Annotated in this window: 24 protein-coding genes; 12 read left to right on the top strand and 12 right to left on the bottom strand. The window is 67.9% G+C overall.

From position 1 onward, the window contains the following. Positions 1–59 precede the first annotated feature (59 nt). Both QM701_RS19390 and QM701_RS19385 read right to left on the bottom strand, forming a co-directional pair. Positions 60–1,676 (bottom strand): acyl CoA:acetate/3-ketoacid CoA transferase, encoded by a 1,617-nt coding sequence (locus tag QM701_RS19390; RefSeq protein ID WP_415168638.1) that lies wholly within the window; start codon positions 1,674–1,676, stop codon positions 60–62. Positions 1,677–1,900: 224 nt separating this feature from the next. Next, the gene (locus QM701_RS19385; protein WP_415168637.1) at positions 1,901–3,361 is read right to left on the bottom strand and encodes a sigma-54 interaction domain-containing protein; all 1,461 of its coding nucleotides are present in this window, start codon (positions 3,359–3,361) and stop codon (positions 1,901–1,903) included. A 257-nt stretch (positions 3,362–3,618) separates the two neighbouring features. Here QM701_RS19385 and QM701_RS19380 point away from each other — a divergent pair, with 257 nt between their 5' ends. Further along, positions 3,619–4,761 (top strand): S1C family serine protease, encoded by a 1,143-nt coding sequence (locus QM701_RS19380; RefSeq protein ID WP_415168636.1) that lies wholly within the window; start codon positions 3,619–3,621, stop codon positions 4,759–4,761. Between the two features lie 153 nt (positions 4,762–4,914). Then, complete coding sequence (locus QM701_RS19375) at positions 4,915–5,358, top strand: nuclear transport factor 2 family protein (protein ID WP_415168635.1); 444 nt, start codon at positions 4,915–4,917, stop codon at positions 5,356–5,358. A 63-nt stretch (positions 5,359–5,421) separates the two neighbouring features. Here QM701_RS19375 and QM701_RS19370 read toward each other — a convergent pair whose 3' ends face one another. The 3 genes from QM701_RS19370 to QM701_RS19360 form a co-directional block, all read right to left on the bottom strand. Beyond that, positions 5,422–5,721, bottom strand: coding sequence for a chaperone modulator CbpM (locus QM701_RS19370; RefSeq protein WP_415168634.1), 300 nt, complete (start codon positions 5,719–5,721; stop codon positions 5,422–5,424). A 3-nt stretch (positions 5,722–5,724) separates the two neighbouring features. Continuing rightward, positions 5,725–6,693, bottom strand: a complete 969-nt coding sequence (locus tag QM701_RS19365; RefSeq protein ID WP_415168633.1) for a DnaJ C-terminal domain-containing protein — start codon at positions 6,691–6,693, stop codon at positions 5,725–5,727. A gap of 69 nt (positions 6,694–6,762) precedes the next feature. Next, positions 6,763–7,821 carry an ABC transporter substrate-binding protein gene (locus QM701_RS19360; RefSeq protein ID WP_415168632.1) on the bottom strand — a complete coding sequence of 353 codons (1,059 nt, stop codon included), beginning with the start codon at positions 7,819–7,821 and terminating at the stop codon, positions 6,763–6,765. 303 nt (positions 7,822–8,124) lie between these two features. Between QM701_RS19360 and ppk2 the strand changes: the two genes are divergently transcribed. The 10 genes from ppk2 to QM701_RS19310 all read left to right on the top strand — a co-directional run bounded on the left by ppk2 (position 8,125) and on the right by QM701_RS19310 (position 19,225). After that, positions 8,125–9,018: a polyphosphate kinase 2 gene (ppk2, locus tag QM701_RS19355; protein WP_415168631.1), complete on the top strand. Its 894-nt coding sequence runs from the start codon at positions 8,125–8,127 to the stop codon at positions 9,016–9,018. 75 nt (positions 9,019–9,093) lie between these two features. Next, positions 9,094–11,922, top strand: a complete 2,829-nt coding sequence (locus QM701_RS19350) for a HAMP domain-containing protein (RefSeq protein WP_415168630.1) — start codon at positions 9,094–9,096, stop codon at positions 11,920–11,922. Beyond that, positions 11,919–12,704 (top strand): methyl-accepting chemotaxis protein, encoded by a 786-nt coding sequence (locus QM701_RS19345; protein ID WP_415168629.1) that lies wholly within the window; start codon positions 11,919–11,921, stop codon positions 12,702–12,704. Before QM701_RS19350 ends, QM701_RS19345 begins: the two co-directional genes overlap by 4 nt. Beyond that, positions 12,701–13,240: a hypothetical protein gene (locus tag QM701_RS19340; RefSeq protein WP_415168628.1), complete on the top strand. Its 540-nt coding sequence runs from the start codon at positions 12,701–12,703 to the stop codon at positions 13,238–13,240. The genes QM701_RS19345 and QM701_RS19340 overlap by 4 nt, the downstream gene beginning before the upstream one ends. A gap of 23 nt (positions 13,241–13,263) precedes the next feature. Continuing rightward, a complete protein-coding gene (locus QM701_RS19335; protein ID WP_415168627.1) occupies positions 13,264–13,629 on the top strand; it encodes a response regulator in 366 nt (121 codons plus the stop codon). A gap of 172 nt (positions 13,630–13,801) precedes the next feature. Then, the gene (locus QM701_RS19330) at positions 13,802–14,485 is read left to right on the top strand and encodes a response regulator (protein WP_415168626.1); all 684 of its coding nucleotides are present in this window, start codon (positions 13,802–13,804) and stop codon (positions 14,483–14,485) included. 46 nt (positions 14,486–14,531) lie between these two features. Continuing rightward, positions 14,532–15,929, top strand: coding sequence for a sensor histidine kinase (locus QM701_RS19325; protein ID WP_415168625.1), 1,398 nt, complete (start codon positions 14,532–14,534; stop codon positions 15,927–15,929). 148 nt (positions 15,930–16,077) lie between these two features. Further along, positions 16,078–17,064 (top strand): Bug family tripartite tricarboxylate transporter substrate binding protein, encoded by a 987-nt coding sequence (locus QM701_RS19320; RefSeq protein WP_415168624.1) that lies wholly within the window; start codon positions 16,078–16,080, stop codon positions 17,062–17,064. A gap of 149 nt (positions 17,065–17,213) precedes the next feature. Next, positions 17,214–17,690 carry a tripartite tricarboxylate transporter TctB family protein gene (locus QM701_RS19315; RefSeq protein WP_415168623.1) on the top strand — a complete coding sequence of 159 codons (477 nt, stop codon included), beginning with the start codon at positions 17,214–17,216 and terminating at the stop codon, positions 17,688–17,690. A gap of 11 nt (positions 17,691–17,701) precedes the next feature. After that, positions 17,702–19,225 carry a tripartite tricarboxylate transporter permease gene (locus QM701_RS19310; protein WP_415168622.1) on the top strand — a complete coding sequence of 508 codons (1,524 nt, stop codon included), beginning with the start codon at positions 17,702–17,704 and terminating at the stop codon, positions 19,223–19,225. 73 nt (positions 19,226–19,298) lie between these two features. Here the strand turns inward: QM701_RS19310 and QM701_RS19305 are convergent, their stop codons facing one another. The 7 genes from QM701_RS19305 to QM701_RS19275 all read right to left on the bottom strand — a co-directional run bounded on the left by QM701_RS19305 (position 19,299) and on the right by QM701_RS19275 (position 25,632). Then, entirely contained in the window at positions 19,299–20,402 is a 1,104-nt protein-coding gene (locus QM701_RS19305; RefSeq protein WP_415168621.1) for a VIT1/CCC1 transporter family protein, read from the bottom strand. Continuing rightward, positions 20,399–20,998, bottom strand: coding sequence for a hypothetical protein (locus tag QM701_RS19300; protein WP_415168620.1), 600 nt, complete (start codon positions 20,996–20,998; stop codon positions 20,399–20,401). Before QM701_RS19300 ends, QM701_RS19305 begins: the two co-directional genes overlap by 4 nt. Positions 20,999–21,080: 82 nt before the next feature. Next, positions 21,081–22,211, bottom strand: coding sequence for a PQQ-dependent sugar dehydrogenase (locus QM701_RS19295; protein ID WP_415168619.1), 1,131 nt, complete (start codon positions 22,209–22,211; stop codon positions 21,081–21,083). Between the two features lie 151 nt (positions 22,212–22,362). Further along, complete coding sequence (locus QM701_RS19290) at positions 22,363–23,067, bottom strand: ABC transporter ATP-binding protein (protein WP_415168618.1); 705 nt, start codon at positions 23,065–23,067, stop codon at positions 22,363–22,365. A 1-nt stretch (position 23,068) separates the two neighbouring features. Further along, positions 23,069–23,716 carry an ABC transporter ATP-binding protein gene (locus QM701_RS19285; protein ID WP_415169434.1) on the bottom strand — a complete coding sequence of 216 codons (648 nt, stop codon included), beginning with the start codon at positions 23,714–23,716 and terminating at the stop codon, positions 23,069–23,071. Between the two features lie 66 nt (positions 23,717–23,782). Continuing rightward, positions 23,783–24,769, bottom strand: coding sequence for a branched-chain amino acid ABC transporter permease (locus QM701_RS19280; RefSeq protein ID WP_415168617.1), 987 nt, complete (start codon positions 24,767–24,769; stop codon positions 23,783–23,785). Beyond that, positions 24,766–25,632: a branched-chain amino acid ABC transporter permease gene (locus tag QM701_RS19275; protein WP_415168616.1), complete on the bottom strand. Its 867-nt coding sequence runs from the start codon at positions 25,630–25,632 to the stop codon at positions 24,766–24,768. The genes QM701_RS19280 and QM701_RS19275 overlap by 4 nt, the downstream gene beginning before the upstream one ends. Positions 25,633–25,673 lie beyond the last annotated feature (41 nt).

Below are 25,673 nucleotides of genomic sequence, written 5' to 3'. Positions count from 1 at the left end.
CGCCGGGCGCCCGGATTCCGGAAGAGCCGTCCGCCGGCCGGGGCCGGCGGGCGCGCCCCTCACGCCTGGTGCGCGGTGATGTCCGGCCGCAGGTTCATGGGTTCGCCGCGGAAGATCCGCGCGTCCATGAGCTTGAGGTCGGGACTGATCGCCGGGCAGAACTCCATCAGCGACAGCACGTCTTTCTGCAGATCGACTCCCGGCGCGATCTCGATCAGTTCGAGCCCGCCCTCGATCAGCCGGAACACGCAGCGTTCGGTGATGTACAGCACGGTCTGCCCGCTGCGGGCGGCGACCTCGCCGCTGAACGTGCGGTGCTCGACCTCATTGACGAACTTGACCGTCTCCCCTTCGTTGAGAATCTTCAGGGCGCCGTCCTGCACGGCCACGTCGAGCTTGCCGGCGGTGAAGGTGCCGACGAAGACCACTTTCTTGGCCGTCTGGCTGATGTTGATGAAGCCGCCGGCGCCGGCCAGGCGCGGCCCGAACTTGCTGACGTTGAGGTTGCCATAGCGGTCGGCCTGCGCCAGTCCGAGGAAGGTGGCGTCGAGGCCGCCGCCGTCGTAGAAGTCGAACTGGTACGGCTGGTCGACGATGGCCTGGGCGTTGGACGAGGCGCCGAAGCTCAGGCCGCCGGCCGGCACGCCGCCGACCACGCCGGGCTCGGCGGTCAGCGTCATCAGGTCGATGACGCCTTCCTCGGCGGCCACCGCGGAAATGCCTTCCGGCATGCCGATGCCCAGGTTGACGATGCTGTCCGGCTTCAATTCCATAGCCGCGCGCCGGGCGATGATCTTGCGCTCGGAGAGCTCCATGCGGGGAATCGACGACATCGGCACGCGGATCTTGCCGGCATAGGCCGGGTTGTACTGCTCGGCGAAGGTCTGCATGTGGTATTCGGGCTTTTCGGCGACCACCACGAAGTCGACCAGGATGCCGGGAATCTTGACCTCGCGCGGATTGAGCGAGCCGCGCTCGGCGACGCGCTCGACCTGCGCGATGACGATGCCGCCCGAATTGCGCGCCGCCGTCGCCACCGACAGCCCTTCGAGCGTCAGCGCCTCCTTCTCCATGGTCACGTTGCCGTCCGGATCGGCGGTGGTGCCGCGCACCAGGGCGACGTTGATCGGGAAGGACTTGTAGAACAGGTATTCCTGCCCGTCGATCTCCATCAGGCGGACCAGATCGTCCTGGGTGATGCCGTTGATCTTGCCGCCGCCGAAACGCGGGTCGACGAAGGTGCCGAGCCCGACGCGCGTGATGACGCCGGGCTGGTGCGCCGCGATGGCGCGGAACAGGTGGGCGATGACGCCCTGCGGCAGGTTGTAGCCCTCGATGCGGTCGCTCACGGCCAGCTTCTGCAGCTTGGGCACCAGCCCCCAGTGGCCGCCGACCACGCGCTTGACCAGCCCGTCGTGGCCGAAGTGGTTGAGGCCGCGCTCCTTGCCGTCGCCCTGCCCCGCGGCGTACACCAGCGTCAGCCCGCGCGGGGTCTCCGCCGGGGCCTCGGGGTCTTCGCCGAGAAAGCGCCGTTCGACGGCGACGGCGAGGTTTTCCGGAAAGCCGATGCCGACGAAGCCGCAGGTGGCGACCGTGTCGCCGTTGCGGATGTGCCGGACGGCCTGTGCCGCGCTGACGACCTTGCTGCGATGCTCCCGTCCCTGTTCTGAAACCATGCTTCCCTCCTGTCGTTGTAGCTGAAATCCGCCTGCCGGGTCCTGGCCCGGCGGGGTTTTGCGGTGCTACAGCACGAGGCGTGCCATGGTTTTCAACCGATTGAATTCATTTACGTTTTTGTTAAGGGAAAGGAAAAGTCGGCAGCCGGCGGCCCGGCGCCGTATCAACAATGAGACAAAGGAAAACTAAAGAAATCGTTAAGCGGTTGATTCGCCGGACAATCTCAGAACTGAGACACGTCTCGTTCCTGAGACAGCAGGCCGTGCGCCTTCAGCTTGCGATAGAGCGTGGCGCGCGCCAGGCCGAGGATGTTGGCCGCCTCGTCGACCTTGCCGTGCGCCACGGACAGCGCGTTGGAGAGGAACTCGCGCTCGAACTCCTCGACCGCCTGCGCGTAGGAACGCACGCTGCCCGCCGTCGCCGCCGCGAGGCCCGGCCTGGCGCCGCCCGCCTCCTTGGGCAGGATGCCTTCCAGGTCCTCGGCCGACAGCCAGCTCTTGTCCGAGAGCATCGCCGCCTTCTCCAGCACGTTGCGCAGCTCCCGGATGTTGCCCGGCCAGCGGCACTGGCACAGGCGTTCGATCGCGTCGGGCGCCAGCTCCAGGTGCGCCATCCCGGTGCGCTGCTCGATCTGCTCCAGGATGTTCTCGCACAGCGCGCCCATGTCGGCGGTGCGCTCGCGCAGGGGCGGCACGTGCAGGGCCAGCACGTTGAGGCGGTAATACAGGTCGGCGCGGAACAGCCCCTGCTCCACCTTCTTGAACAGGTCGACGCTGGTCGCGGCGATCACCCGCACGTCCACGCTCTTCACCTGGTCCGAGCCGACCGGCTCGAACTCCTGCTCCTGCAGCACGCGCAGCAGCTTGGACTGGAGCTGCAGCGGCATGTCGCCGATCTCGTCGAGGAACAGCGTGCCGCCGTCGGCCACCTCGAACTTGCCCTTGCGGCCGCGCTTGTCGGCGCCCGTGTAGGCGCCGGCCACGGCGCCGAAGAACTCGGTCTCCAGCAGCGCCTCCGGAATGGCCGCGACGTTGACCCCGACGAACGGCTTTTCCGCGCGCGCCGAGGAGGCATGGATGGCGTGCGCCAGCAGTTCCTTGCCCGTCCCGGTTTCGCCCAGCAGCAGGACCGTGGCGTCGAGCTGCGCCGCGCGGCGCGCCTGGCGCTTCACTTCCATGCACACCGGGCTGGAACCGATGAAGTTGGAGAAGGTGTATTTGGCGCGCCGTTCTTCCGCCAGGCGCTTCTTGGTCACCGCCAGTTCCTGCTGGATGGCCTCCAGCCGGGCGAACAGCGGCTTGAGCGATTGCACCTGGTCGAACAGCGCGAAGCCGACCGCGCCGATGATCGTGCCGTGCTCGTCCTTGAGCGGCACGCGCGTGACCACGAAGGTCTTGCCGTTGGTCTCCATGATGTCGAGCAAGATCGGCTGCCCGGTGGTCACCACCTTGCGCATCAGGCTGCTCGGGATGACCTCCTCGATCTCCCGGCCGATGGCGTCGGCCGCCGACTTCGCCCCCAGGGTGGTTGCGTAGCGTTCGTTGATCCACACGATGCGCGCGCTGCGGTCGACGATCACCGTGCCTTCGCAGAGGGTTTCCAGGCTCTCGAACAGCGACGGCATCGCCAGACGGCGAATCCGCTCGTAGTCGTGAAGCATTTCGGCTGATACGGTGTCGGGCATCTCGGGCACTCCAGGTTTCGGCGGCGCGCGCCTGAAACGGTCCATCGACGGGACGGCGGAACCGCGCACCGCGATTCCGAACCGGCGTTTCAAAAAAATACCACAGATAGGCTAATTAACCACGGAGTACACCACGGGCGCGGAGAAAAACGGCGGACGGAGTCCGCGCCGCGCAATCGGACGCGGGCAATGTCCCCGGCCGCCGCCGGTCTATCATGGCGTTTCCGCCGCTCCGGCTCCGTTCCGCCCGCCACGCCATGAAACCGATGCATTCCAGCCAGCCGCCACGCGCCCGGTCGTTCCTCTCCTGGTTGATCCTGGGCGGGGCGCTGCTGCTCCTGCTCAATCACTTCCTGCCGCGCATCGAGGCCTGGTTCGCGCCGGTCAACGCGGCGCCGCGCACGGTCACGGCGCGCGGCGACCTGGCGGCGGACGAAAAGGCAACCATCGAACTGTTCGAAAAGGCCAGGGACTCCGTGGTGTTCATCACCACCCGGGCGCAGGTGCGCGATTTCTGGACGCGCAACGTGTTCACCGTGCCGCGCGGCACCGGCTCGGGATTCATCTGGGACGACGCCGGCCACGTCATCACCAACTTCCACGTCATCGAGGACGCCAGCGAAGCCGTCGTGCGCCTGGCCGACGGACGCGACTACCGGGCCGCCCTGGTCGGCGCCAGCCCGACGCACGACATCGCGGTGCTGCGCATCGGCGTCGGCTTCAAGCGGCCGCCGCCGGTGCCGCTGGGCACCAGCCACGACCTGCGCGTCGGGCAGAAGGTGTTCGCCATCGGCAACCCGTTCGGCCTGGACTGGACGCTGACCAGCGGCATCGTCTCGGCGCTCGACCGCTCGCTCGGCGGCGAAGGCGGGCGCAGCGTCGAGCACCTGATCCAGACCGACGCGGCCATCAACCCCGGCAATTCCGGCGGCCCGCTGCTCGATTCGGCCGGCCGCCTGATCGGCATCAACACCGCCATCTTCAGCCCGAGCGGCGCGTCCGCCGGCATCGGCTTCGCCGTGCCGGTGGACACGGTGGCGCGGGTCGTGCCGAAGCTGATCGCCCAGGGCAAGTACGTGCGGCCGGCGCTCGGCGTCCAGGTCAACGCGGAGCTGAACGAACGCCTGGTGCGCGCGTTCGGCACGCCGGGCGTCTACGTCCTCAAGGTCAGTCCGGGTTCGCCGGCCGCCTCCGCCGGCCTGCAGGGGGCGCAGCTCACCCGCGACGGCCGCGTGCTGCCCGGCGACGTCATCACGGCGGTCGACGGCAAGCCGGTCGAGAGCGTGGGGCGCTATCTGGCGCGCCTCGACGATTACGAGGTCGGCGACACCGTCACCCTGACGGTCCGGCGCGGGGAACGGCAGCTCGATCTGAAAATCACGCTGCAGCCCGACGCCTGACGGCCGGCCATGCCGAACGCGCTTGCACGGCACGCGAGGTGACGGTTACAATGGTCAGGCCACTTGACCGTATTGGCGCAAAGAGCGCCGATCCGGCCATCCGGCGCGGATCGTTCCAATCACCATAATTCATAGACAAAGGAGGCATCCCACATGTTGAAGAGATTCTTTTTCGCCGTAACGCTCTGTTCCCTGCTCGGCCTCGCGCCCGCCGCGTTCGCCAAGGACGAAGGCGCCGCCGTGGCCAAGGCGGCGGAGCAACTGCGGGTGCTGATGGTCGAGCCCGACAAGGCCAAGCTGGAGGCGCTGGTCGCCAAGGAGCTGAGCTACGGGCATTCGGGCGGCAAGATCGACACCAAGGCGAGCTTCATCGACGATCTGCTGACCGGCGTCTCCGACTTCCTGTCGATCGACATCGCCGACCAGAGCGTCGTCGTGGTCGGCGACACCGCCCTGATCCGCCACACGCTGACCGGCGACACGCACGACAAGGGCAAGGACCCCGGCAAGGTCAACCTGAAGATCCTGCAGGTCTGGAAGAAGGTGGGCGGCCAGTGGAAGCTGCTGGCCCGCCAGGCCGTGCGCGCCCCGCAATAAGCCGCGCCTCCGCCGGCGGCCCGCCGCGGCCGCCGGCCCGTTTCTCCTCCGAGTCCGCCGGAATCAGCGGGCGCCCGCGATGCGGCGCAGCGTATCCATTTCCTCAAGCAGGTCGGCGACCAGCGCCGCCAGTTCCGGCACGGCGTCGAAATCGCGTTCGAGGTCGTGCATGCGCCGGGCGCGCCGCAGGCAGGTTTCGGAAAAGCGCCAGATCCCGGCCACGCTTTCGGCCTGCGGGAACAGGCCTTCGTCGAGATGGCTCACCAGCCATTCGGGTTCGACCCGGCAGGCCGACGCCATCTGTTCGAGTGTCAGCCAGCTCTCTTCCATCAGGGTACCGATCAGGACATCGTCGTCGCGCATGGTTCAGCTCCGTGACGAACGGCGCGGATCGAAAGCCAGTTCCCGCGCCATGGTGGCGTAGAGTTCGCGCGCCTTCTCGGTATCCGCCGGCGGCAGCACGATCTGCAGGACCAGGATCGCGTCGCCGGGCGGACTGCCGGGAATGCCCTTGCCGCGCAGGCGCAGCGTGCCGCCGCTCTGCGCGCCGGCCGGCACGCGCACCTTGAGCGCGCCGCCGGGCAGTTCCACCGGGACCACGGCGCCCAGCGCCGCTTCCCAAGGCGCCACCGGCAGGTCGACGCGCAGGTCGCGCCCGTCGACGCGGAAGTGCGCGTGCGGCTGGAAATGCACTTCCAGCATCAGGTCGCCGGCGGGGCCGTCGCCGTAGCCCGGCGCGCCCTGCCCGGCCAGGCGGATAACCTGCCCCTCGCGCACGCCGACCGGAATCCTGACGTTGAGCGTGCGCGTCTCGGTGCTCACCCGGCCTTCGGCGTCGACTTTCGGCACGCGCAGGGAAAGCTGGCGGGTGGCGCCATGGAAGGCGTCCTCGACCTCCAGCAGTACCTTGGCGTGATGGTCCTCGCCGCGCGCGTGGAACCCGCCCGCCGGGCGGTGGGCGCGGAAGCCCCCGCCCGCGCCGGGCGCGCCCATGCGGCCGAACAGTTCGGCGAAGAAATCGCTGAAGTCGGCCGCGTCGCCCGGCGAAAAGCCGCCGCGCGTGGAGAACTCGAAACCGGCGTCCCAGTCGGGCGGCGGCCGGAAATCCTCGCCCGGCCGGTGGCCGCTGCCGAGCTGGTCGTAGGCCGCGCGCCGCTCGGGGTCCGAGAGCACCGCGTGGGCCTCGTTGATTTCCTTCATGCGCCGCTCGGCGTCCGCTTCCTTGGAAACGTCCGGGTGATATTTGCGCGCCAGCTTGCGGAAGGCTTTCTTGATCTCGTCGGCCGTCGCCTCGCGCGCCACGCCGAGCGTCTGGTAATAATCCTTGAATTCCATGCAGGCTCCATTCCCGCGGCCCCTGGTACCGCCGCGTCCATTTCAAAATGGCACCGGCCCGGCCGGAATTCAAGGCTTCGGCGGCTGCGGCGGCCCGGCCGGCGCGGGCACGGCGCCGTCCCAGTTCTCCAGGAACAGCTCGCGCTTCATCCGGTCGAGGTAGGTCAACAGGCCAGTGCTGATGACGATCGGGCGGAAGGCGTCGCCGAGCTGCCGGCGCAGTTCCGAGGCCGACCGGCTGCTGGTCAACACGTCGTCGCGCACCGAGAACAGGCCGGTGTCGTTGAGCACCGACTGGCCGCGCCGCGACAGCAGGTAATCCATCCAGATGCGGGCCTCTTCCGGGTGCGGCGCCTGCCGGTTGATGAAGGCGATGCGGCTGAGGATCAGCGTGTAGTCGCCGGGCAGGACGATGCCGATGTTCGGATTTTCCGTGGCCCGCACCAGCGCGTACGAGCCGAGCACGTTGTAGCCGATGGTGGCCTCGCCCCGGGCGATGTGGTCGAGGATTTCCGCCGTGGTCGGTTCGAGCAGCATGCCCGCGCGGGCGGACGAACGGATGAAGTCCCAGAAGGCCATCGGGTTCGCCTCCATGTCCTGCGTATGCAGCAGGTAGCCCAGGCCGGATTCGCGCGGGTCGTAGGTGGCCACCAGGCGGCGCGGCCCGGACGGATGCGCCTTGACGAAGCGGATCAGCTCGGCGTGCGTGCGCGGCACGTCCGCGGCGCGGATCAGCCGCTTGTTGTAGGCGATGACGATCGGCTCGAAGGTGGTGCCGAAGGCCTCGCCCTTCCAGATCGCCCACGCCGGCAGCGCGTCCGCCTCGGCCGGCTTGTACGGCGCGGCGTAGCCGTCGTTCACCAGCTTGAACTGCAGGTTCATCGCCGAGCTCCACAGCACGTCGGCCTGGATGTTGCTGCCGTATTCGTCGAGGAAGCGCTGGTGCATCTCGCTCGAACCCAGGTCGTGATAGACGACCTTGATCGACGGATGCAGGCTTTCGAAATCCTTGATCAGCGGCCCGACCACCTGCCGGTCGGTCGCCGCGTAGAGCACGACCGAGCCGGCGTGGACGGCCGCCGCGACGAGCAGGCCGGCGAGGCCCGGCAGCAGGCGCAAATAGCTCAAGAGCGCTCCTCCGTATGTTGGTTTTACCGCGCGCTGGAGATTAGACCCCTGTTCCTGCCGGTTCGCCACGCTGAACAGCAACCGCAGGCTCGCCCCGGCGCGCACGAGGCATTCTGTCACTTCCTCGTAACGTAAAGCCAACAATCGGCACGTACCATGGAGCCGCAAAGGCGTTGCCTCGCGGCGTGATGCCGGGTGTGCCGCCTTCAGCGCCCCAATTTTTCAGATCCGGAAGCAGGCATGAGCGACCAAGACGAGCGAACGAATGCCGGAAACCCATCCGGCACCAGACACCGCGAACGGATGTACAGGGAACTTCTCGATTCGTTCGATGAAGAGCTGGAAATGGAATTCGACGACGAGCGCCTGAGCACGCTCATCGCCGAAATCGGCGAATCGTCCGAATCCGACAAGATACGCACTGAACTGAAGCGCGGGCTCTACTTCAGGGAACTGTTCCGCCTGCAGGGCGAACTGGTGAAGCTGCAGGACTGGGTCGTCCACAAGAAACTGAAGGTCGTCGTGCTCTTCGAGGGGCGCGACGCCGCCGGGAAAGGGGGCGTCATCAAGCGCATCACCCAGCGCCTCAATCCCCGGGTCTGCCGCGTGGCCGCGCTCACCGCGCCGAACGAGCGGGAGCGGACGCAGTGGTATTTCCAGCGCTACGTCGCCCACCTGCCCGCCGGCGGGGAAATGGTCCTGTTCGACCGCAGCTGGTACAACCGGGCCGGCGTCGAGAAGGTGATGGGGTTCTGCACCGACGAGGAATACGAAGAGTTTTTCCGCACCGTGCCGGAATTCGAAAAGATGCTGATCCGCTCCGGAATCATCCTCATCAAGTACTGGTTCTCGATCTCCGACAACGAGCAGCACCTCCGCTTCACCATGCGCATCCACGACCCGCTCAAGCAGTGGAAGCTGAGCCCGATGGACATGGAGTCGCGCCGGCGCTGGGAGCAATACACCAAGGCCAAGGAAACGATGCTGGAGCGCACGCACGTTCCCGAAGCGCCGTGGTGGATCGTCGAGGCCAACGACAAGAAACGCGCGCGCCTGAACTGCATCCACCACCTGCTCGGCCAGGTGCCCTACGCGGAATACGAGCGCGAACCGGTCGCCCTGCCGGACCGCGTGCACAACCCCGACTACCTGCGCCACCCGGTGCCGCCCGACATGTACGTGCCCGGCGTCTACTGACCGGGGACAGCCGGGTAACACGCATGTAACCAGGGGTATTTAGCATGCGGGTTCCTTCCTGCCGGATCGCTCTGCATGGGTATTCTCGAACCCCTCGTCGACGTCGTCGGACGCCTGTCCTTTCGCGCCAAGCTGCGCATCACCGCCCTGGTCTTCGGGCTGCCCCTGCTGGTGGCCGCCGGGGTGCTGCTCGCCGAACTCAATGCCCGCGTCTCGGCGCTCCGCGAGGAGCGGACCGCCCTGGCCGTACAGGTGCCGGTGAATGCCCTCGCCGCCGAGCTCCATCAGTTGCAGGCGGCCCGGCAGGCCATGCAGGAAGGCGCGGCCGGGCTGGACGAATTCGCCGCCGCCAGACTCGCGGCGGCCCGCGCCGCGATGCGGACGCTGCGCGCGGAATTCGCCGAACGCGGCATCCGCATGGCGAACCGCCCCGGCACCGAGCCGCTGCTCGGGCAATGGGACGCGCTCGCAAAGCGCGTCGGCGAGGGCGACCTCGGTGAAACCATTGCCGGACTGCGTAGCGATCTCGACCGGCTGAACGAGGAAACCGGCCTGCTGATCGACGGCGATGCGTCGACCAGCCGGCTGCTCGACGTGATGACCGGGCATTACGCCGCGCTGGTGCGCACCACCGGGACGGCGGCGACGCTGGGCAGCGTCACCCTGGCCAAGCACAGCCTGCGCGGCAGCCGCCGCAGCGAACTGACGATGCAGCGCGGCAATTTCAACGCCCTCGTGCAGTGGAGCATGGAGGCGCTGCAGAAAGTCGCCCAGGAGAAGCCGCGGCTGGCCGCCGGGCTGGAGGACGCCGGCGGCCGGCTGAACACCGCCTATCTGGCGATCCAGGAAGCGCTGACCACCAAGATGCTGGACACCTCCGACTTCGACATGGAGCCGGCCGCCTTCCTGGCGCTGACCCAGACGGCATTCGCCGAGACCGTGGCGATCGGCGACGCCATCGCCCGGGCCACCGGGGTCCTGCTGGACGACCGGCTCGCCACGCTGAGCATGGAGCGCAATGTCGTGATCCTGGCGATACTGGTCGTGCTGGCGCTGGTCGTGACCGGTTTCGTCGCCGCCTACATCTCCATCATGCGCGCGGTCAACGGCCTCTCCGACGCCGTCAACACGATGGCCTCCGGCGACCTGGACGCGCGGGTCGACGTCACCACGCGCGACGAACTCGGTGACGTCGGCCTGCAGTTCAACGAGATGGCCCGCAGCCTCGCCGAACGGACGGCGCAGCTGCGCGAGAAGAGCAACGACATCCACACGCTGCTGCTGCACATGCCGCAAGGCGTGCTGACCATCGTCGAGGGCGGCGTGATCCATCCGGAGTATTCCGCCCACCTCGAAAACATCTTCGAAACGGACGAGGTGGCCGGCAGGTGTGCGCTGGACTTCCTGTTCGGCCGGAGCCGCATCGGGGCCGACGGCCGCGCCCGGATCGAGGCCACGCTGTCCGCCTGCCTCGGCGAGGACCGCCTGAACTTCGATTGCAACGCCCATCTGCTGGTCAACGAAGTCGCCGGCGCGATGGCCGACGGGCGCGTGAAGATCCTCGAATTCGGCTGGTCGCCGATCTGCGACGAGCACGGCGTGGTCGAGAAGATCATGGTTTGCGTGCGCGACGTGACCGAACTGCGCCAGCTCGAAGCCGAGGCGCGGCAGCAGCGGCGCGAGCTGGAGATGATCGGCCAGATCCTCGGCGTCCAGCAGGAGAAGTTCAACGACTTCATCGAGAATTCGCGCCGGTTCGCCATGGAGAACGAAAAGCTGCTGCGCGAGGCCGGCGACGCGCCTCCCGAACGGGTGGCGCAGTTGTTCCGCAACATGCACACGATCAAGGGCAACGCCCGGACCTACGGGCTGCTGCACCTGACCAACGTGGCGCACGAGGCCGAGCAGGCGTACGACGAGCTGCGCCGGAACGGCGGCCAGTCCTTCGACCGGGAGCGGCTGCTCGGACAGCTGCAGGCGGTGACGGACAGCCTCGGGCACTACGCCGCGCTCAACGAGGAGAAGCTCGGGCGCAAGGGACCGGGCCGGCGGGCCAGCGCCGAGAAGTACTACATGGTGCCGCGCGCCGAGATCGAACAGCTCCGGGCCGAGCTCGACGCCGTCGATCCGCGCGCGGCGCAGCGCGACGCGCTGGCGGCCGCGCTGGGCCGCGCGCGCGCCCGCCTGCACCTGATCGGCACCGAAACGCTGCGCGACATCCTCGCCGGGGTGTTCTCCTCGCTCCCCTCGCTGGCCAGGGAACTGGGCAAGGAAGCGCCGCGGCTGGCGGTCGACGACGGCGGCGTGCATATCCGCACGCCCGCGACCGATCTGCTGCGCAACGTGTTCATGCATCTCTACCGCAACTCGATGGATCACGGCATCGAAACGGCGGCGGAGCGCGTGGGCGCGGGCAAGCCGCCCGCCGGCGAAATCCGGCTGGATGCCGCCCTGGCGGGCGAGCGCCTCGTGCTGCGCCTGAGGGACGACGGAAAAGGCCTGGCGCTGGGCCATATCCGGCGCCAGGCGGCGGCCAAGGGCTTGCTCGCCGAGGCTTCCGCCGGTTCGGACGAAGACGCGGCGAAGCTGATCTTCGCCGCCGGCTTCTCGACGGCCAAGGCGGTGACCGAGGTCTCCGGGCGCGGCGTCGGGATGGACGCCGTGCGCGACTTCGTCGTCCGCGAAGGCGGCGACATCCGGCTGCGCTTCACCGATGACCGGGCCGGCGCCGACTACCGCGCCTTCGAAACGATAATCACCCTGCCGGCCAGGCTGGCGACGCGCCCCGCCGTGCCGGCCGCCGGCCAACCACCCGCGAATTCCGGCGCCGGCGCGGCAGGCGAATCGCCGGGCATCGTCGATTCGCTCCTGTCCCTGGGCGGGAAACTGGCGCATGCCTCATGACCATGACCATCGAATTGCTGGTCGCCGCGACCGTCCTCTGGCTCGCCACCTGCCTCGCCGGCTTCCGCTGGGCCGCCCGCATCGCCGGCAGGAAGAAGGCGCGGCTGGCAACGGATCACGGGGAGCGCGTGAAAGAGGCCGACGCGCGTGCTCTCGGCCTGGAACGCGACCTCGCCGCGCTGCGCCGGGAGCTGGCTGACGGGACCGACACGCTGCGCGCGTTGCAGGAGGAGCACGAACACGTGCTCGCGGCAAGCGCCGCCCGGCAGGCGGATCTGGCCGGAGAACTCGACGCGGCGCGGGCCGAACTGGCATTCGTCCAGGCCGGACGCGCGGCGCTGAAAGCGGCGCTGCTGGGGCCGGTCGAACGGCTTGCCGGGGAGATCAACCAGCTGCGCCATCTGGCGCTGACCTTCGAGCACTGGCACGGCGAGATGAACTCGCTGATGGAGCAGAACCGCGAGATGCACCGGGAGAATGCCGAGTTCTCCGCGATCGTCAAGAACATCGTCATCCTGTCGCTGAACGCGGCGATCGAGGCCGCGCGGGCCGGCGAGTCCGGCCGCGGGTTCGGCGTGGTGGCCGACGAGGTCAGGAATCTCGCGGCGCGCTCCGAGGCGCTGTCCAAGGATTTCAGCAAGAGCCTGCACAAGAACGACCTGACGACGACGGCCACCTTCCAGGAAATCCAGACCGACGGGAAAATGATCATCTCCGCCATCAGCGGCATCGATTCGCTGATCGGCCAGCTACGGGGCCGGATCGCGGAGGAACCGGCGTGATCAGCGAACGCGCCCGGCGCAGCGTCAGCCAGCTGTTCGTCAATGCCGCGCGGACCAATCTGGCCATGACGCCGGACGATGCCGTCGAGATCGTGGCGCTGCCGGATTCGCGCCTGATCGAGCCGCCGGAAGAAGCGCTGGTCCTGCTGACGGTCGCGTCGTACCTGTTCCGCCTGCTGACGATCTTCCATGTCGCCCCCAAGGGCCCGGCGGCGGCCTATTTCGATCGCCCGGAAAGCGGGCGCCCGTTCGCCGACGTCTTCGGCGAGATCGGCAACATGTGCTGCGGCGCGATGAACCGCGAACTCGGCCGGCATTTCCCGCACACCGGGATGTCCACCCCGTACGTGCTCGCCAGCGGCTGCCTGCCCTTCCTCGCCGAACTGAAACCGGGCCACCTGGCGCAGCACCGCGTCGAAATCAACGGCACGGTGATGATGCACGCGACCCTGTGCCTCTGCGCCTGGGGCGACGTTGATTTCCAGGTCGATGCCGCGGCGGCCGAGGAGCGCGGCGGCGAACTGGAGCTTTTTTAACCTGATCAAGCGAGGAAAACCGGATGGCAAAAATACTGGTAGTCGATGATTCGAGCACCGTCCGCGACGAAGTCGCCGGCTTCCTGAACGGCCGGGGACTCGACGTCGCCACGGCGGTCGACGGCCGGGACGGCTTGGCCAAGCTGCAGGGCAACCCCGGCATCCGCCTCATCCTGAGCGACGTCAACATGCCGAACATGGACGGCCTGACCATGGTCGAGAAAATCCGCAGCGAACTCGGCAACACGACGGTCAACATCATCATGCTGACCACGGAAAGCAGCCCGAGCATGAAGGAGCGCGGCAAGGCCGCCGGCATCAAGGGCTGGATCGTCAAACCGTTCAACGGCCCCGCCGTGCTCGAAACGCTGAAGAAGCTGGCGGCCTGAGCGACGACGGACCGCCTGTCATCCGGACGAAACTTCCCGGTCCGGAGCCGATGCCGCGCATGCGCTTTCCGCATTCGTCGCCGGACATCTCTACACGGCATCCCGATTTGCTATTCTTCCACTCATCCGATTGCGCGGCCGGCGCCGACGGCGCCGGCCGGAAACCACGCCCATGCGCCTCCTGCTGATCGAAGACCACGCCGACCTGGCCGTCTGGGTCGCCAAGACCCTGCGGCACTCGGGCTTCGTCGTCGACGTGATCGCGCGCGGCGACCACGCCGCCACGGCGCTGTGCACGCAGACCTACGATCTGGTGATCCTCGACCTGTCGCTGCCGGGCATGGACGGGCTGGAAATCCTGCGCCGCGTGCGCAGCCAGGAACGCACGGTGCATCTGCCGGTGCTGATCCTGACCGCCCGCGGCGCGCCCGAGGACCGGGTGAAGGGGCTCAACCTCGGCGCCGACGACTACCTGCCGAAACCCTTCGAGGTGGCGGAACTCGAAGCGCGCATCAAGGCCCTGCTGCGCCGCAGCAACAAGCTGGCGCCGGTGGTCCAGGTCGGCGGGCTGGCCTTCGACATCACCAACCGGGTCGCCGCGGTGCACGACCGGCCGCTGTCGCTGACGCAGCGCGAGCTGGCCGTGCTGGAAGCGCTGCTGAGCCGCCAGGGCAAGCCCGTCTCGCGCGAGGCGTTGTTCGCCAAGGTGTTCGGCATCGACGACGACGTGAACCCGGAGGCGATCGAGCTCTACGTGCACCGCCTGCGCCGCAAGCTGGAGGGTTCGGGCGCGGCGATCACCACCATGCGCGGGCTGGGGTACGTCCTGTCCGCACAATCCGGCGGTGTGGGGTAGGCCGCCGGCCGCGTCCGTCAGCCTCCACCGGCGCCTGGTCGGGTGGATGCTCCCGTCGCTCGCGCTGATCCTGCTGATGACCGCCGTGTGGTCGTACCGCAACGCCATGGGCGCGGCCAACCATGCCTACGACCGCTCGCTGACCACGGCCATCCGGGCCATCGCCGAGAACATCCACGTCTCGGACGGCCGCATCCTGGCCGACATCCCCTACTCGGCGATGGACCTCATCGACGAGGGTGTCCAGGAGCGCATCTACTACGCCATCCTCGGCCCGGACGGCGTCACGCTGACCGGCTACGAGGACCTCATGCTGCCGGAGGGGCTCGACCCGGAGCGCGGCGTCCCGCTGATGGTCGACGCGCATTTCCGCGAACACGACGTGCGCATGGGCATCCTGGAGAAGCGGCTGTACGCGCCGGAGCTGCCCGGCGGCGACACGGTGACCATCCTCTTCGCCGAAACCACCGAAGCCCGCACCCAGCTGGCGCTGCGCCTGTTCCTGGACAGCCTGATGTGGCAGATCCTGCTGGTCGCGGTGGTCGTGGTCATCCTGGTCTTCGCGCTCTCCCGCACCTTCCACCCGCTGCTCGCGCTGCGCGAATCGATCCGCCAGCGGGGCACCGAGGACCTCACGCCGGTGCCGGTCAACGAGGTGCCGACCGAGGTCCGGCCGCTGATCGACGCGATCAACAGCCACATGTCGCGGCTGGCCCAGATGCTGCAGACCCGGCGGCGATTCCTGGCCGACGCGGCGCACCAGATACGCACGCCGCTGGCGGTGCTCGGCACGCAGGCGGAATACGGCGGCCGCCAGAGCGATCCGGAGGAGATGCGGCGCACCTTCGCGAGCATGCTCGACAGCATCCGCGGCACGCGGCACATGGCCAACCAGATGCTCATCCTGGCCCGCGCCGAGCAGGCCAGCGACCCGCTCCAGGAGCGCGCCGCGCTGGACATCGCCGAACTCGCCCGCGACGTGGCCGGCGACTTCGCGGCGCTGGCGCTGGAGAAGCGCATCGAGCTCGCCTTCGAGGCGCCCGGCGCGCCGCTGCGCCTGAACGGCAACGCGACGATGCTGCGGGAGATGATCTCCAACGTGGTCGACAACGCCCTGCGCTACACGCCGGCCGGCGGCCACGTGACGCTGTCCGCGACCCGCCTGCGTACCCGCGCGGTGCTGCGCGTCACCGACGACGGGCCGGGCATCCCGGTCGCCGAGCGCGACAAGGTGTTCCAGCGCTTCTACCGCATCCTCGGCAGCGGCGACTCCGAAGGCAGCGGCCTCGGCCTGTGCATCGTGCAGGAGATCGGCAAGACCCACGGCGGCACCGTGCACCTCGGCGACGGCCCCGGCGGCCGCGGGCTCAGCGTCGAAATCATCCTGCCGATCGAGGATCTGTGGCTGGAATACACGCGGCGCGCCAATCGCACGTCGGATTGAAAGCTTGGTGAAAGCTTCCTTCTATCTAATAGCCTGACCCGGCGCCTCACGGCCGGGTCCGCGCCGGGAATCCGCCGCCGTTCGGCGGTCCGGCCACGAGGGTCCGGCCGCGCCATCGGCGGCCTTTTGGAGAACAACGGAGGAACGAATGAACAGAATCAAGCTAGCGGGGATCGCCCTGTTGTTGACGGCGGCGTTTTCGACCGGAGCGTATGCGCAGCAAGGCTGGGCGCCCGATTCGACGATCGAGATCGTCGCTCCGGCGGGACCGGGCGGCGGCTGGGATCTGACCTCGCGCGCGGTGCAGCGCGCGATGACCGAAGGCAAGCTGGTCAAGAAGAACGTGATCGTCTCGAACAAGCCGGGCGGCGGCGGCGCCACGGGCTGGACCTACCTGAAGGGCAAGGCGGGCAACGGCAACTTCATGGCGGCCAACTCCTCGCTGGTCCTGCTCAACAACCTGCTGGGCAGCAGCCCGCTGACCTACAAGGACTTCACCCCGCTGGCCATGCTGATGACCGAATGGATCGGCGTCGCGGTCAAGGCCGACTCGCCGTACAAGACCGGCAAGGAACTGCTCGAAGCCCTGAAGAAGGACCCCGGCTCGATGACCATCGGCGTCGGCCCGTCGCTCGGCAACAACGACCACCTCTCCTTCATCCAGATCGCGCGCAAGGCCGGCGTCGACACCAGCAAGCTGAAGTGGGTGGTGTATGAGGGCGCGGGCGGCGACATCCTGATGAACCTGCTCGGCGGGCACATCGGCCTGACCACCTGCGGCGTCGCGGAAATGCTGCCGCAGCACAAGGCCGGCAAGATCCGCATCCTCGGCCTCACCGCCGACAAGCGCGTCGAGGTGGCGCCCGACGTGCCGACCTGGAAGGAACAGGGCATCGACATCGTCTTCCCGCACTGGCGCGGCATCATGCTGCCGCCGGGAATGACGCCGGAGCAGATCGCCTACTGGGACAAGGTCATGTCCGAAGTCACCAAGTCGGCCGGCTTCAAGAAGACGATCGAAAGCCTGAACGGCCAGGTCTATTACAAGAACTCCGCCGAATTCACCAAGTTCCTCGAGGAACAGACGGCCGCGCTCGCGCCGCTGATCGAAGAACTCGGCCTGAAGAAGAAGTAGGCATCGCAGCAGGCGCCATCGTGGCGGCGGACCGGCGCGTCCGCCGCCGCGCGGCAACGGCGCGGGGCCCGGTTCGCGGGCCGCCGTCGCCGGACCGCGGCCCCGGCCGTACCCGTATCGCATCAAAATCCTGAGAGGGAGGATTTTCCGTGGCACTGACCAAAAACAAAGTGACCGGACTGGTGGCCCTGATCGTCGGCGTGATTTATTTCTTCTCCACGATGAGCCTGCCGGCGGACCTGGCGCAGACCGACCCGGTCGGACCGCGCGCCTTTCCGTACATCATCGGCGTCTGCCTGATCCTCGTTGGCCTGCTGCTGGTGTTCAAGAAGGAGCAGTTGACCGAGAAGAACCGCGCGGTCGTCTTCGTCTGGGCCACCGACAAGGAGACGATCCTCAAGATCGCCTACACCTGCGTCGCCGGGCTCATCTTCGGCGTGATCCTGGAACCGGTCGGCTACCTGATCTCGACCGCCCTGTTCATGACCGCCATGATGTTCATCACCTACGGCAAGGGCCGGGCCATTTTCAACGTGGTGATCGGGCTGGTGTTCGCCATCACCACCTACGTGGCGTTTTTCGAACTGCTCGAAGTCAGCCTGCCGCGCGGCATTCTGGCGTTCTAGGAGGATCTGGCGTGGAAGGCATACTTTCGAACCTGCTTCTGGGCTTCCAGAACGCGATGACCCTGGACAACCTGCTGTGGGTCACCATCGGCAGCTTTCTCGGCACCCTGGTCGGCATGCTGCCGGGCGTCGGCCCGGCCACCGGCATCGCCATCCTGATCCCCGTTTCCTACGGCATGGACCCGACCACCGCGCTGATCACCATGTGCGCGATCTACTACGGCGCCATGTTCGGCGGCTCGATCGCCTCGATCATGATCAACACGCCGGGCGACGCCTCGTCGATCGTCACCTGCTGGGACGGCTTCCGCATGGCGCAGCAGGGCCGGGCGGGGGCGGCGCTGGCCACCTCGGCGATCGCCTCGTTCATCGGCGGCATGATCGCCTGCGTGATGGTCGTCCTGCTGGCGCAGGCGGCGGCCAGCCTGGCGCTCAAGTTCGGCCCGGCCGAGATGTTCGCGCTGATCCTCTTCGCCATGACCGCCGCGGTCACGCTGGCCGAGGGCAAGCTGCTGCGCGGCGCCGTGTCGCTGCTCATCGGCCTGATCATCGCCACCATCGGCATCGACAGCCAGACCGGCGTCTTCCGCTACACCATGGGGCTGGAAGTGCTGCAGGACGGCGTCGATTTCCTGGTGTGCATCATCGGCGCCTACGCCATCTCCGAGGTGTTCAACGGCTACTTCGACCTGAACACGGTCTATGAGATCGACGCCAAGAAGATCGGCCGGGTGATGATCACCAAGGAGGACTGGAAGAAGATCTGGCTGCCGATCGTGCGCAGCACGCCGGTAGCCTTCTTCCTCGGCTGCCTGCCGGGCGTCGGCGGCTCGATGACCTCGCTGATCGCCTACACCACCGAGCGGCAGCTGGCCAAGAACCCGGAGAATTTCGGCCGGGGCGACATCGTCGGCGTGGCGGCGCCGGAAGCGGCGAACAACGCTTCCTCGACGGCGTCGATCATTCCGCTGCTGGCCATCGGCATCCCCAGCTCCGGCACCACCGCGGTGATGCTCGGCGCGCTGATGATGCTCGGCGTGCAGCCCGGCCCGATGCTCTTCGAAATGCGGCCGGAGATCGCCTGGGGCGTCATCGCCTCGATGTTCATCGGCAACATCGTGCTGGTCTTCATGAACATGCCGATGGTGCCGTACATCGCCAAGCTGCTGGCGCTGCCGCAGAAGCTGCTGATCCCGATCATCATCAGCCTGGCCTTCATGGGCACCTACATGATGAACTACAGCGCCTTCGACTTCTTCCTGCTGATCATGTTCGGCATCCTCGGCTTCTGCATGCAGAAGCTGGACATTCCGATCCCGCCGATGGTGCTGGCGCTGATCCTCGGCGACAACATGGAGACCTATTTCCGCCAGGCGATGGTCGCCAAGTCGGGCAGCCTGACGGTCTTCCTGGACAAGCCGATCGCCCTGCTCTTCTTCGCGCTGGCCGCGCTGTCGCTGGTCTATTCGCTGTACCAGAACAAGAAGCTGGCGCAGAAGATGAAGACCATCGAGGACGCCCAGGCCGCCGAATAGCCGGCGCACCGCTCCGAGGCCGCCGGGCATGGGAAACCGTGCCCGGCGGTTTTTTTTCGAGGGCGCGGCCGCCTCAGGAAACCGTCGTCCCGAACAGGGCGCCGACGCCGAAGGTGATCGCCGCCGCCGCGCCGCCGAAGGCCATCTGGCGGATCGCCGAGTAAACAGGTCCGCGCCCGTTGAACAGCGAGGTGACCATGCCCACGGCGGCCAGCCCGAGCAGGCCGAGCGCCGCGCTGGCGGCGACGGCCGCCGCGTCCAGCCACAGGAAGGGCAGCACCGGCAGGATCGCGCCGAGGGCGAAGAGCAGCAGCGACACGCCGGCGGCGCTCCAGGGATTGCCGCCGAGTTCCGCCGGATCGATGCCGAGTTCCTCGCGCGCCAGGGTTTCCAGCGCGCTGCCGCGGTTTTCCATGACCTTCGAGGCGATCAGCCAGGCCTGTTCGCGCTCGATGCCCTTGGCCTGGTAGATCAGCGCCAGTTCCTTCCTTTCCGCCTCCGGCGTCTGCTCGATCTCCTCCGCCTCCCGGTCGATCTGGGTGCGCGCCAGCTCGCGGGCGTTGGTCACCGACAGCCATTCGCCGAGCGCCATCGACAGCGCCCCGGCGACCAGTCCGGCCAGCCCGGTGAGCAGCACCGTGCCCGCCGCCGCGCCCGCGCCGGCGACGCCCATGACCAGGCAGAAGTTGGAAACCAGGCCGTCGTTCACCCCCAGCACGGCGGCGCGCAGTTCGTTGCCCGAGGCCCCGCGGTGCCAGCGCTCGGCGCGTGCGATGGCGCCGCCGGCCGGCCCGCCGCGACCGGCGGCGGCGCGGATCACCGCGGCGTGGCTGCGTTCGTCGGCGGACAGCGCGGCGGCGTCGGGCTGCGCGGCGTACTTGTCGCGGTCCGCGTACTCGGCCGCGGCCACGGCGGGCAGGACGAAGCCCGGCCCCAGGTGGCGCGCCAGCCAGATCAGGAGGCGCGTCTTCGTCGACGGCTCCTTGGGAAAGTCGCCGATCCCCGCGGCCGCCAGCTTGTCGCGCCACAGGCCGGCATGCTCGCTCTCCGCCTGCGCGAGCTGCCGGTAAAGGCCGCGCCGCGCCGGATCGCGCTCGAAGTCGGACAGCGCCGCGTAGAGCGCCGCGCCGTCGATTTCGTCCTGCAGGTTGTCGCGATAGCGCTGGATGCGGCTCATCGCCGTCCTTCCGCACCCTGGTCCGTGTCGTCGTACTGCCGCCGCAGCCGGTTCAGCCCCTGCCGGAAGGCCTCCGCGTCGCCGTGGTCGAAAAAGAGCGGATAGCGGTCGTGCGCGGCCTTGATCCGCCGCGCGTGCTTGATCGGACACCAGTACTGCTCGGTGCGCGCCGCCACCTCGCGGGTGTAGGCGGCGACGCCGTTGCCGTAGGAGCAATAGAAGCAGTTGAACTTCTCGATGGCGTTGAGGTAGGGCAGGTCTTCCCGGTCGAAGACGAGGTAGTCGGAACGCTTCACCTTCGGGATGCGGTAGACCGGGAAGCAGACGGCCTGGTAGACCGTGACGAACAAGTCCATCAGCAGGAAGGGAATCCAGCCCGCGTAGATGACCGGCGCCGTCAGGATGGCGGGCAGGCTGCTGCGCGCCAGGAAACGCAGCAGCCCGACGCGGTAGCGCTTCTGCTGGCGCAGGAACTCCTCGGCCAGCCGGGCCTGCCGCTCCTGCAGCTCCTCGCGCGCCCGGCGGTATTCCTCCTCGATGTCTTCCTGCAGCGCCTGGATGCGCGCCAGCAGGTCGTTCAGATTGTTCCTGATCATGCCGTGATCCGCTCCCTGAAAAACGTGTACCCGCAGCGCATGATAGCGGTTGCGCGCCGGCGGAGGCAGGCGTGGCGCCGCCTCAACGCGCCGCGCCTGCCTCCGGTTCGAGGCGCGCCAGGCGTCCGCGCGCCTCGTCGGTGAGCAGGTAGAGGAAGCCGTCCGGCCCGGCGCGCACGTCGCGGATGCGGCCGATCTGCTTCTCCAGCAGGCGCTCCTCGCGCACGACGCGGTCGCCGTCGAGCTCCAGGCGGACCAGCAGTTCGTCGCGCAGGGCGCCGACGAACAGGTTGCCGCGCCACGCCGGGAACTTGTCGCCCTCGTAGAAGGCCATGCCCGACGGCGCGATCGACGGCGTCCAGTGCCACAGCGGCTGCGCCATGCCGGGCTTCTCCGTGCCCTCGCCGATGCGCGTGCCGGTGACGTAGTTGCGGCCGTAGGTGATCACCGGCCAGCCGTAGTTGGTGCCGGCGCGGACGATGTTGATTTCGTCGCCGCCCTGCGGGCCGTGCTCGTGAATCCACACCTCGCCGGTGCGCGGATGCAGCGCGGCGCCCTGCACGTTGCGGTTGCCGAGCGTGAACTTTTCCGGCAGCGCGCCGGGCACCGCGACGAAGGGATTGTCCGCCGGCACCCGGCCGTCGTCGTGCAGGCGGATCACCGATCCGGCATGGTCGTCGAGGCGCTGCGCGCGCGCCATCTCGCCCCGGTCGCCGAGCGTGATGTACAGGTATCCCTGCCTGTCGAACACCAGCCGTGAGCCGAAGTGATGGCTGGTGGTCGTCTTCGGCCGCATCGAGAAGATCACCCTGGCGTCGCGCAGGGCGTGCCCGTCGAGGCGGGCGCGCAGCACCTCGGTGCCGTAGCCGCCTTCCCCCTGCGCCGCGTAGGACAGGTAGATCCAGCCGTTCCTGGCGAACTGCGGGTGCAGCGCCACGTCGAGCAGGCCGCCCTGCCCCACGGCGGCCACCTTGGGCACCCCGGCCAGCGGCCGCGGATCGAGGCGGCCGTCGGCCGAGACCAGGCGCAGGCGGCCGGGGCGCTCGGTGACCAGCATCCGGCCGTCCGGCAGGAAGGCCAGGCTCCACGGATGCTCAAGCCCGTCCGCGACGGTCACCACGCGGAACGGCGCGGCATCCTGCGCCCGCGCGGCGAACGGCGGGCCGAGACAGAGCAGCGCCGTGAACAGGAGAATGCGTATCGTCCGGATCATCTGAAAGCCTCTGATGCAAACACGTCGGACGGAGCGGCGAGACGGCAGCCTGTTCCGGCGCATGCGTTCATCCTGCCGCCATTCTCGGCCCCGAGTCCATCGGACCGGCGATGGCGGGCCGAGGTTCCGGGAGGAAGAAGCGGAAGCCGCCTCAGATTCCGAGGTAGGCCTTCTGGATATCCGGGTTGCCGAGCAGTTCCTCGCCGCTTCCGGCCAGCGCGATGCGCCCGGTCTGCAGGACGTAGCCGCGGCTGGCGATTTCGAGCGCGCGCTTGACGTTCTGTTCGACCAGCAGGATGGTCAATCCATTGGCGTTGACCTGCTGGATGGTGTCCAGAATCTTGGTCACCAGCTTCGGCGCGATGCCCCACGACGGTTCGTCGAGCATCAGCAGGCGGGGCTTGCCCATCAACCCGCGCCCGATCGCCAACATCTGCTGCTGGCCGCCGCTCAGGGTGCCAGCGATCTGCTGGCGGCGCTCCTTGAGGATGGGAAAAAGCTCGAACGCGTAGTCCAGCGACTGCTCGACCTCGACCGGATCGGTGCGCGTAAACGCACCGAGCCGCAGGTTTTTTTCGACGCTGAGCCGGGGGAACAGGCGTCGGCCCTCGGGCACCAGCGATAGCCCGATCCGCGTCCGGCGGTGGGCCGGTACGGCCGACACGTCTTCCCCGTCAAACACGATCCGGCCGGCGGCCAGCGGGCTCAGCCCGGCGATCGCGCGCAGCGTCGAGGACTTGCCGTTGCCGTTGCCGCCGACCAGCGCGACGATCTCCCCGGCGTTGACCTCCAGGCTGACGTCGTGCACGGCCGGCACGTTGTTGTAGCGTATGGCGATGCTCTGCAGCGACAACATCTCATTCCCCAAGGTAGGCCGCCAAAACGGCGGGATTACGGCTGATTTCCACCGGCGTCCCCTCGGCGATCTTGCGCCCGTAATCAAGGACGACCATGTGGTCGGCGATCGGCATGATGCCTTCCATGACGTGTTCGACGACCAGGCAGGCGACGCCGCGGGACTGGATTTCCCTGACCAGGCGGACCGCTTCCTGCACTTCGGACGGGGTCAGTCCGGCCATGGTTTCGTCGAGCAGCAGCAGCCGGGGTTCACTGGCCAGCGCGCGTGCCACCTCCAGCCGCCGCTGCTCGGCGACGGTCAGGCTGGACGCGGCGACTTCGGCGCGCGACCCGAGCCCGCAGAACGCCAGCATTTCGCGCGCGCGCGCCCTGGCCGCGGCGACGTGCTTGGTGCGCAGCATCGCGCCGACCATGATGTTCTCGGTCACCGTCATCGAGCCGAAGCTGCGCACGATCTGGAAGGTCCGCGCCACGCCGAGGCGGGCCATCTCCTCGGCGGTGGCTCCGGTGACGTCGCGGCCGAGGAAGCGGATGCTACCCTCGGAAGGCGGAAAGAAGCCGGCGATACAGTTGAACAGCGTCGTCTTGCCGGCGCCGTTCGGTCCGATCAGGCCGACGATCTGGCCCGCGTCGAGTTCGAACGAAATGCCCTCGTTGGCCGCCAGGCCGCCGAAGCGCTTGCCCAGATTGTCTGACTACCAGCAGGCGGCCGCTCATGGCTGTACCCCGGTATTTTCCACTTTCGCCCTCCGGCGCCTGGACCGGCCGACCCAGCCCATGATGCCGGCGGGGTAATAGACGGCGACGCCTATGATGATCAAGGCATAGAGGATCAGATCGGTGCCCTGGCCGCTGCCGCCGAAGACCTGCCGTGTGGTCTCCTCGATGCCGGTGAGCACCGCGGAGCCGACCGCCGGGCCGAGCAGGCTGCCGACGCCGCCGAGAATGGTCACCAGCGCCATCTTGATGGAAAGCGAGGTGGTCAGCACCGAGCCTGGATCGATGAACAGTTCCTTCTGCGCGTAGAGCGAACCGCCGAGCGCGGTGAAGAAACTGGAGATGGCGATCGCCACCAGCTTGTAGCGCGTCAGTCCGATACCCAGGCTGCGCGCCGCCTCGGGCTCATCCTTGATGGCCCGGAAGTAGTAGCCGAGAAAGCTCCGCTCGATTGCCCAGCAGGCCAGCAGCGTCACCGCCAGCAGGCCCAGCGCGATGTAGTAGTAGGGCAGCTTGGAGGTATTGAACACCATCGCCCACCAGCCTTGTCGCTGCAGCGGCACGTAGAGCCCGACGGCGCCGCCGACGCTCTCCCAGTTGGTGAACAGCACCTGCAGAATCTCGGCCACGGCGATGGTCGCCATCGAGAAATAGTGTCCCTTGAGGCGGAAGCACGGCCAGCCGATCAGCACGGAGAACGCCGATGCCAGCGCTCCGCCGATCAGCATGCCGAGCCACGGACTCAGGCCGGTATGGATAAGCAGCATCGTCGAGGTGTACGCGCCGATGCCGAAGAAGGCGGCATGGCCGAGAGACACCTGGCCGGCGTAGCCGCCGAGGATGTTCCAGGCCACGCCGATCTGCGCGAACATCATGATCAGGATCAGAAAGTTTTGGTGCGCCGGGCTGGTGACGAGGAACGGCAGGAGGCAGGCCAGAGCCAAGGCGGCGGCGATTCCCGCTGAGTGGCGATTGATCATCATGCTCTCCCCATCAGACCCTGCGGACGCAGCAGCAGCACCAGCAGGAAGAGTCCCAGGACGATCGCCAACTTGTATTCCGGGCCGATCAGGAAACCGCCCAGCACCTCCACCACGCCGACGATGATGCCCGCCGAGAAGGCCCCGGTGACGCTGCCGAAGCCGCCGAGCGCGACGACCACGAAAGCGATCAGGATGAAGGTCGCGCCGACTTCGGGAAAGATCGGGAAGAAGGTCGACAGCAGTACGCCGGCGACGCCGGCGCACGCCGCGCCGATGCCCCAGGCCAGCGCGAACATCCGGTGCGAAGGGATGCCCATCAGCTGGGCCGCTTCCTTGTCCTGCGCCGTCGCCTCCAGCGCGGCGCCCAGGCGGGTGCGGTTGATGAACCACCACACGGCGCCGGTCGCCAGGATCGCACCGGCGCCGGCGGCCACCTGCGGCACGCCGAAGTGCAGCCCGAAAAGCACTATCTTGCCCGAGACCAGCGAGTTTTCGACTGTGCGGAAGTCCGGCTTCCACAAGAACTGAGCGATGCCGCGGAAGAGGATCATCAAGCCGAAGGTCGAGAAGATCTGGGACAGCATCGGCGCATTGACGATGCGCCGGATGACCGTCTGATACACGCCGATGCCCAGGGCGAACAGCAGCAGGATGGTCAGGGGAAGCGTCGCCAGCGGGTCGAGCGCGTACAGCGCGAACAGCCAGAAACTCGAATACATGCCGAACATCAGGAATTCGCCGTGGGCGAAATTGACGATGTCCATGACGCCGTAGATCATCGTCAGTCCGACCGCGACCAGGGCGTAGATCAAGCCGATCAGTACCCCGGACAATACTGTTTGCAGAAGAATTTCTCCGCTCATCGTCGTCACCGTCGAAAGTTGGAAGGCCGGGCCGCGGGCGC

The organism is Propionivibrio sp. (genome assembly GCF_047602565.1).
In the GTDB taxonomy this organism is placed as follows: domain Bacteria; phylum Pseudomonadota; class Gammaproteobacteria; order Burkholderiales; family Rhodocyclaceae; genus Propionivibrio.
The sequence above is the reverse complement of the archived record's forward strand: the minus strand, read 5'-3'. Positions and strand labels throughout refer to the sequence as shown.

Excerpts from the sequence above, each read along its gene's own strand:
- QM701_RS19390 (WP_415168638.1), bottom strand. The coding sequence starts at position 1,676 with ATGGTTTCAGAACAGGGACGGGAGCATCGCAGCAAGGTCGTCAGCGCG.
- QM701_RS19385 (WP_415168637.1), bottom strand. The coding sequence starts at position 3,361 with ATGCCCGACACCGTATCAGCCGAAATGCTTCACGACTACGAGCGGATT.
- QM701_RS19380 (WP_415168636.1), top strand. The coding sequence starts at position 3,619 with ATGAAACCGATGCATTCCAGCCAGCCGCCACGCGCCCGGTCGTTCCTC.
- QM701_RS19375 (WP_415168635.1), top strand. The coding sequence starts at position 4,915 with ATGTTGAAGAGATTCTTTTTCGCCGTAACGCTCTGTTCCCTGCTCGGC.
- QM701_RS19370 (WP_415168634.1), bottom strand. The coding sequence starts at position 5,721 with ATGCGCGACGACGATGTCCTGATCGGTACCCTGATGGAAGAGAGCTGG.
- QM701_RS19365 (WP_415168633.1), bottom strand. The coding sequence starts at position 6,693 with ATGGAATTCAAGGATTATTACCAGACGCTCGGCGTGGCGCGCGAGGCG.
- ppk2 (WP_415168631.1), top strand. The coding sequence starts at position 8,125 with ATGTACAGGGAACTTCTCGATTCGTTCGATGAAGAGCTGGAAATGGAA.
- QM701_RS19350 (WP_415168630.1), top strand. The coding sequence starts at position 9,094 with ATGGGTATTCTCGAACCCCTCGTCGACGTCGTCGGACGCCTGTCCTTT.
- QM701_RS19345 (WP_415168629.1), top strand. The coding sequence starts at position 11,919 with ATGACCATGACCATCGAATTGCTGGTCGCCGCGACCGTCCTCTGGCTC.
- QM701_RS19335 (WP_415168627.1), top strand. The coding sequence starts at position 13,264 with ATGGCAAAAATACTGGTAGTCGATGATTCGAGCACCGTCCGCGACGAA.
- QM701_RS19330 (WP_415168626.1), top strand. The coding sequence starts at position 13,802 with ATGCGCCTCCTGCTGATCGAAGACCACGCCGACCTGGCCGTCTGGGTC.
- QM701_RS19325 (WP_415168625.1), top strand. The coding sequence starts at position 14,532 with ATGCTCCCGTCGCTCGCGCTGATCCTGCTGATGACCGCCGTGTGGTCG.
- QM701_RS19320 (WP_415168624.1), top strand. The coding sequence starts at position 16,078 with ATGAACAGAATCAAGCTAGCGGGGATCGCCCTGTTGTTGACGGCGGCG.
- QM701_RS19305 (WP_415168621.1), bottom strand. The coding sequence starts at position 20,402 with ATGAGCCGCATCCAGCGCTATCGCGACAACCTGCAGGACGAAATCGAC.
- QM701_RS19300 (WP_415168620.1), bottom strand. The coding sequence starts at position 20,998 with ATGATCAGGAACAATCTGAACGACCTGCTGGCGCGCATCCAGGCGCTG.
- QM701_RS19295 (WP_415168619.1), bottom strand. The coding sequence starts at position 22,211 with ATGATCCGGACGATACGCATTCTCCTGTTCACGGCGCTGCTCTGTCTC.
- QM701_RS19290 (WP_415168618.1), bottom strand. The coding sequence starts at position 23,067 with ATGTTGTCGCTGCAGAGCATCGCCATACGCTACAACAACGTGCCGGCC.
- QM701_RS19280 (WP_415168617.1), bottom strand. The coding sequence starts at position 24,769 with ATGATGATCAATCGCCACTCAGCGGGAATCGCCGCCGCCTTGGCTCTG.
- QM701_RS19275 (WP_415168616.1), bottom strand. The coding sequence starts at position 25,632 with ATGAGCGGAGAAATTCTTCTGCAAACAGTATTGTCCGGGGTACTGATC.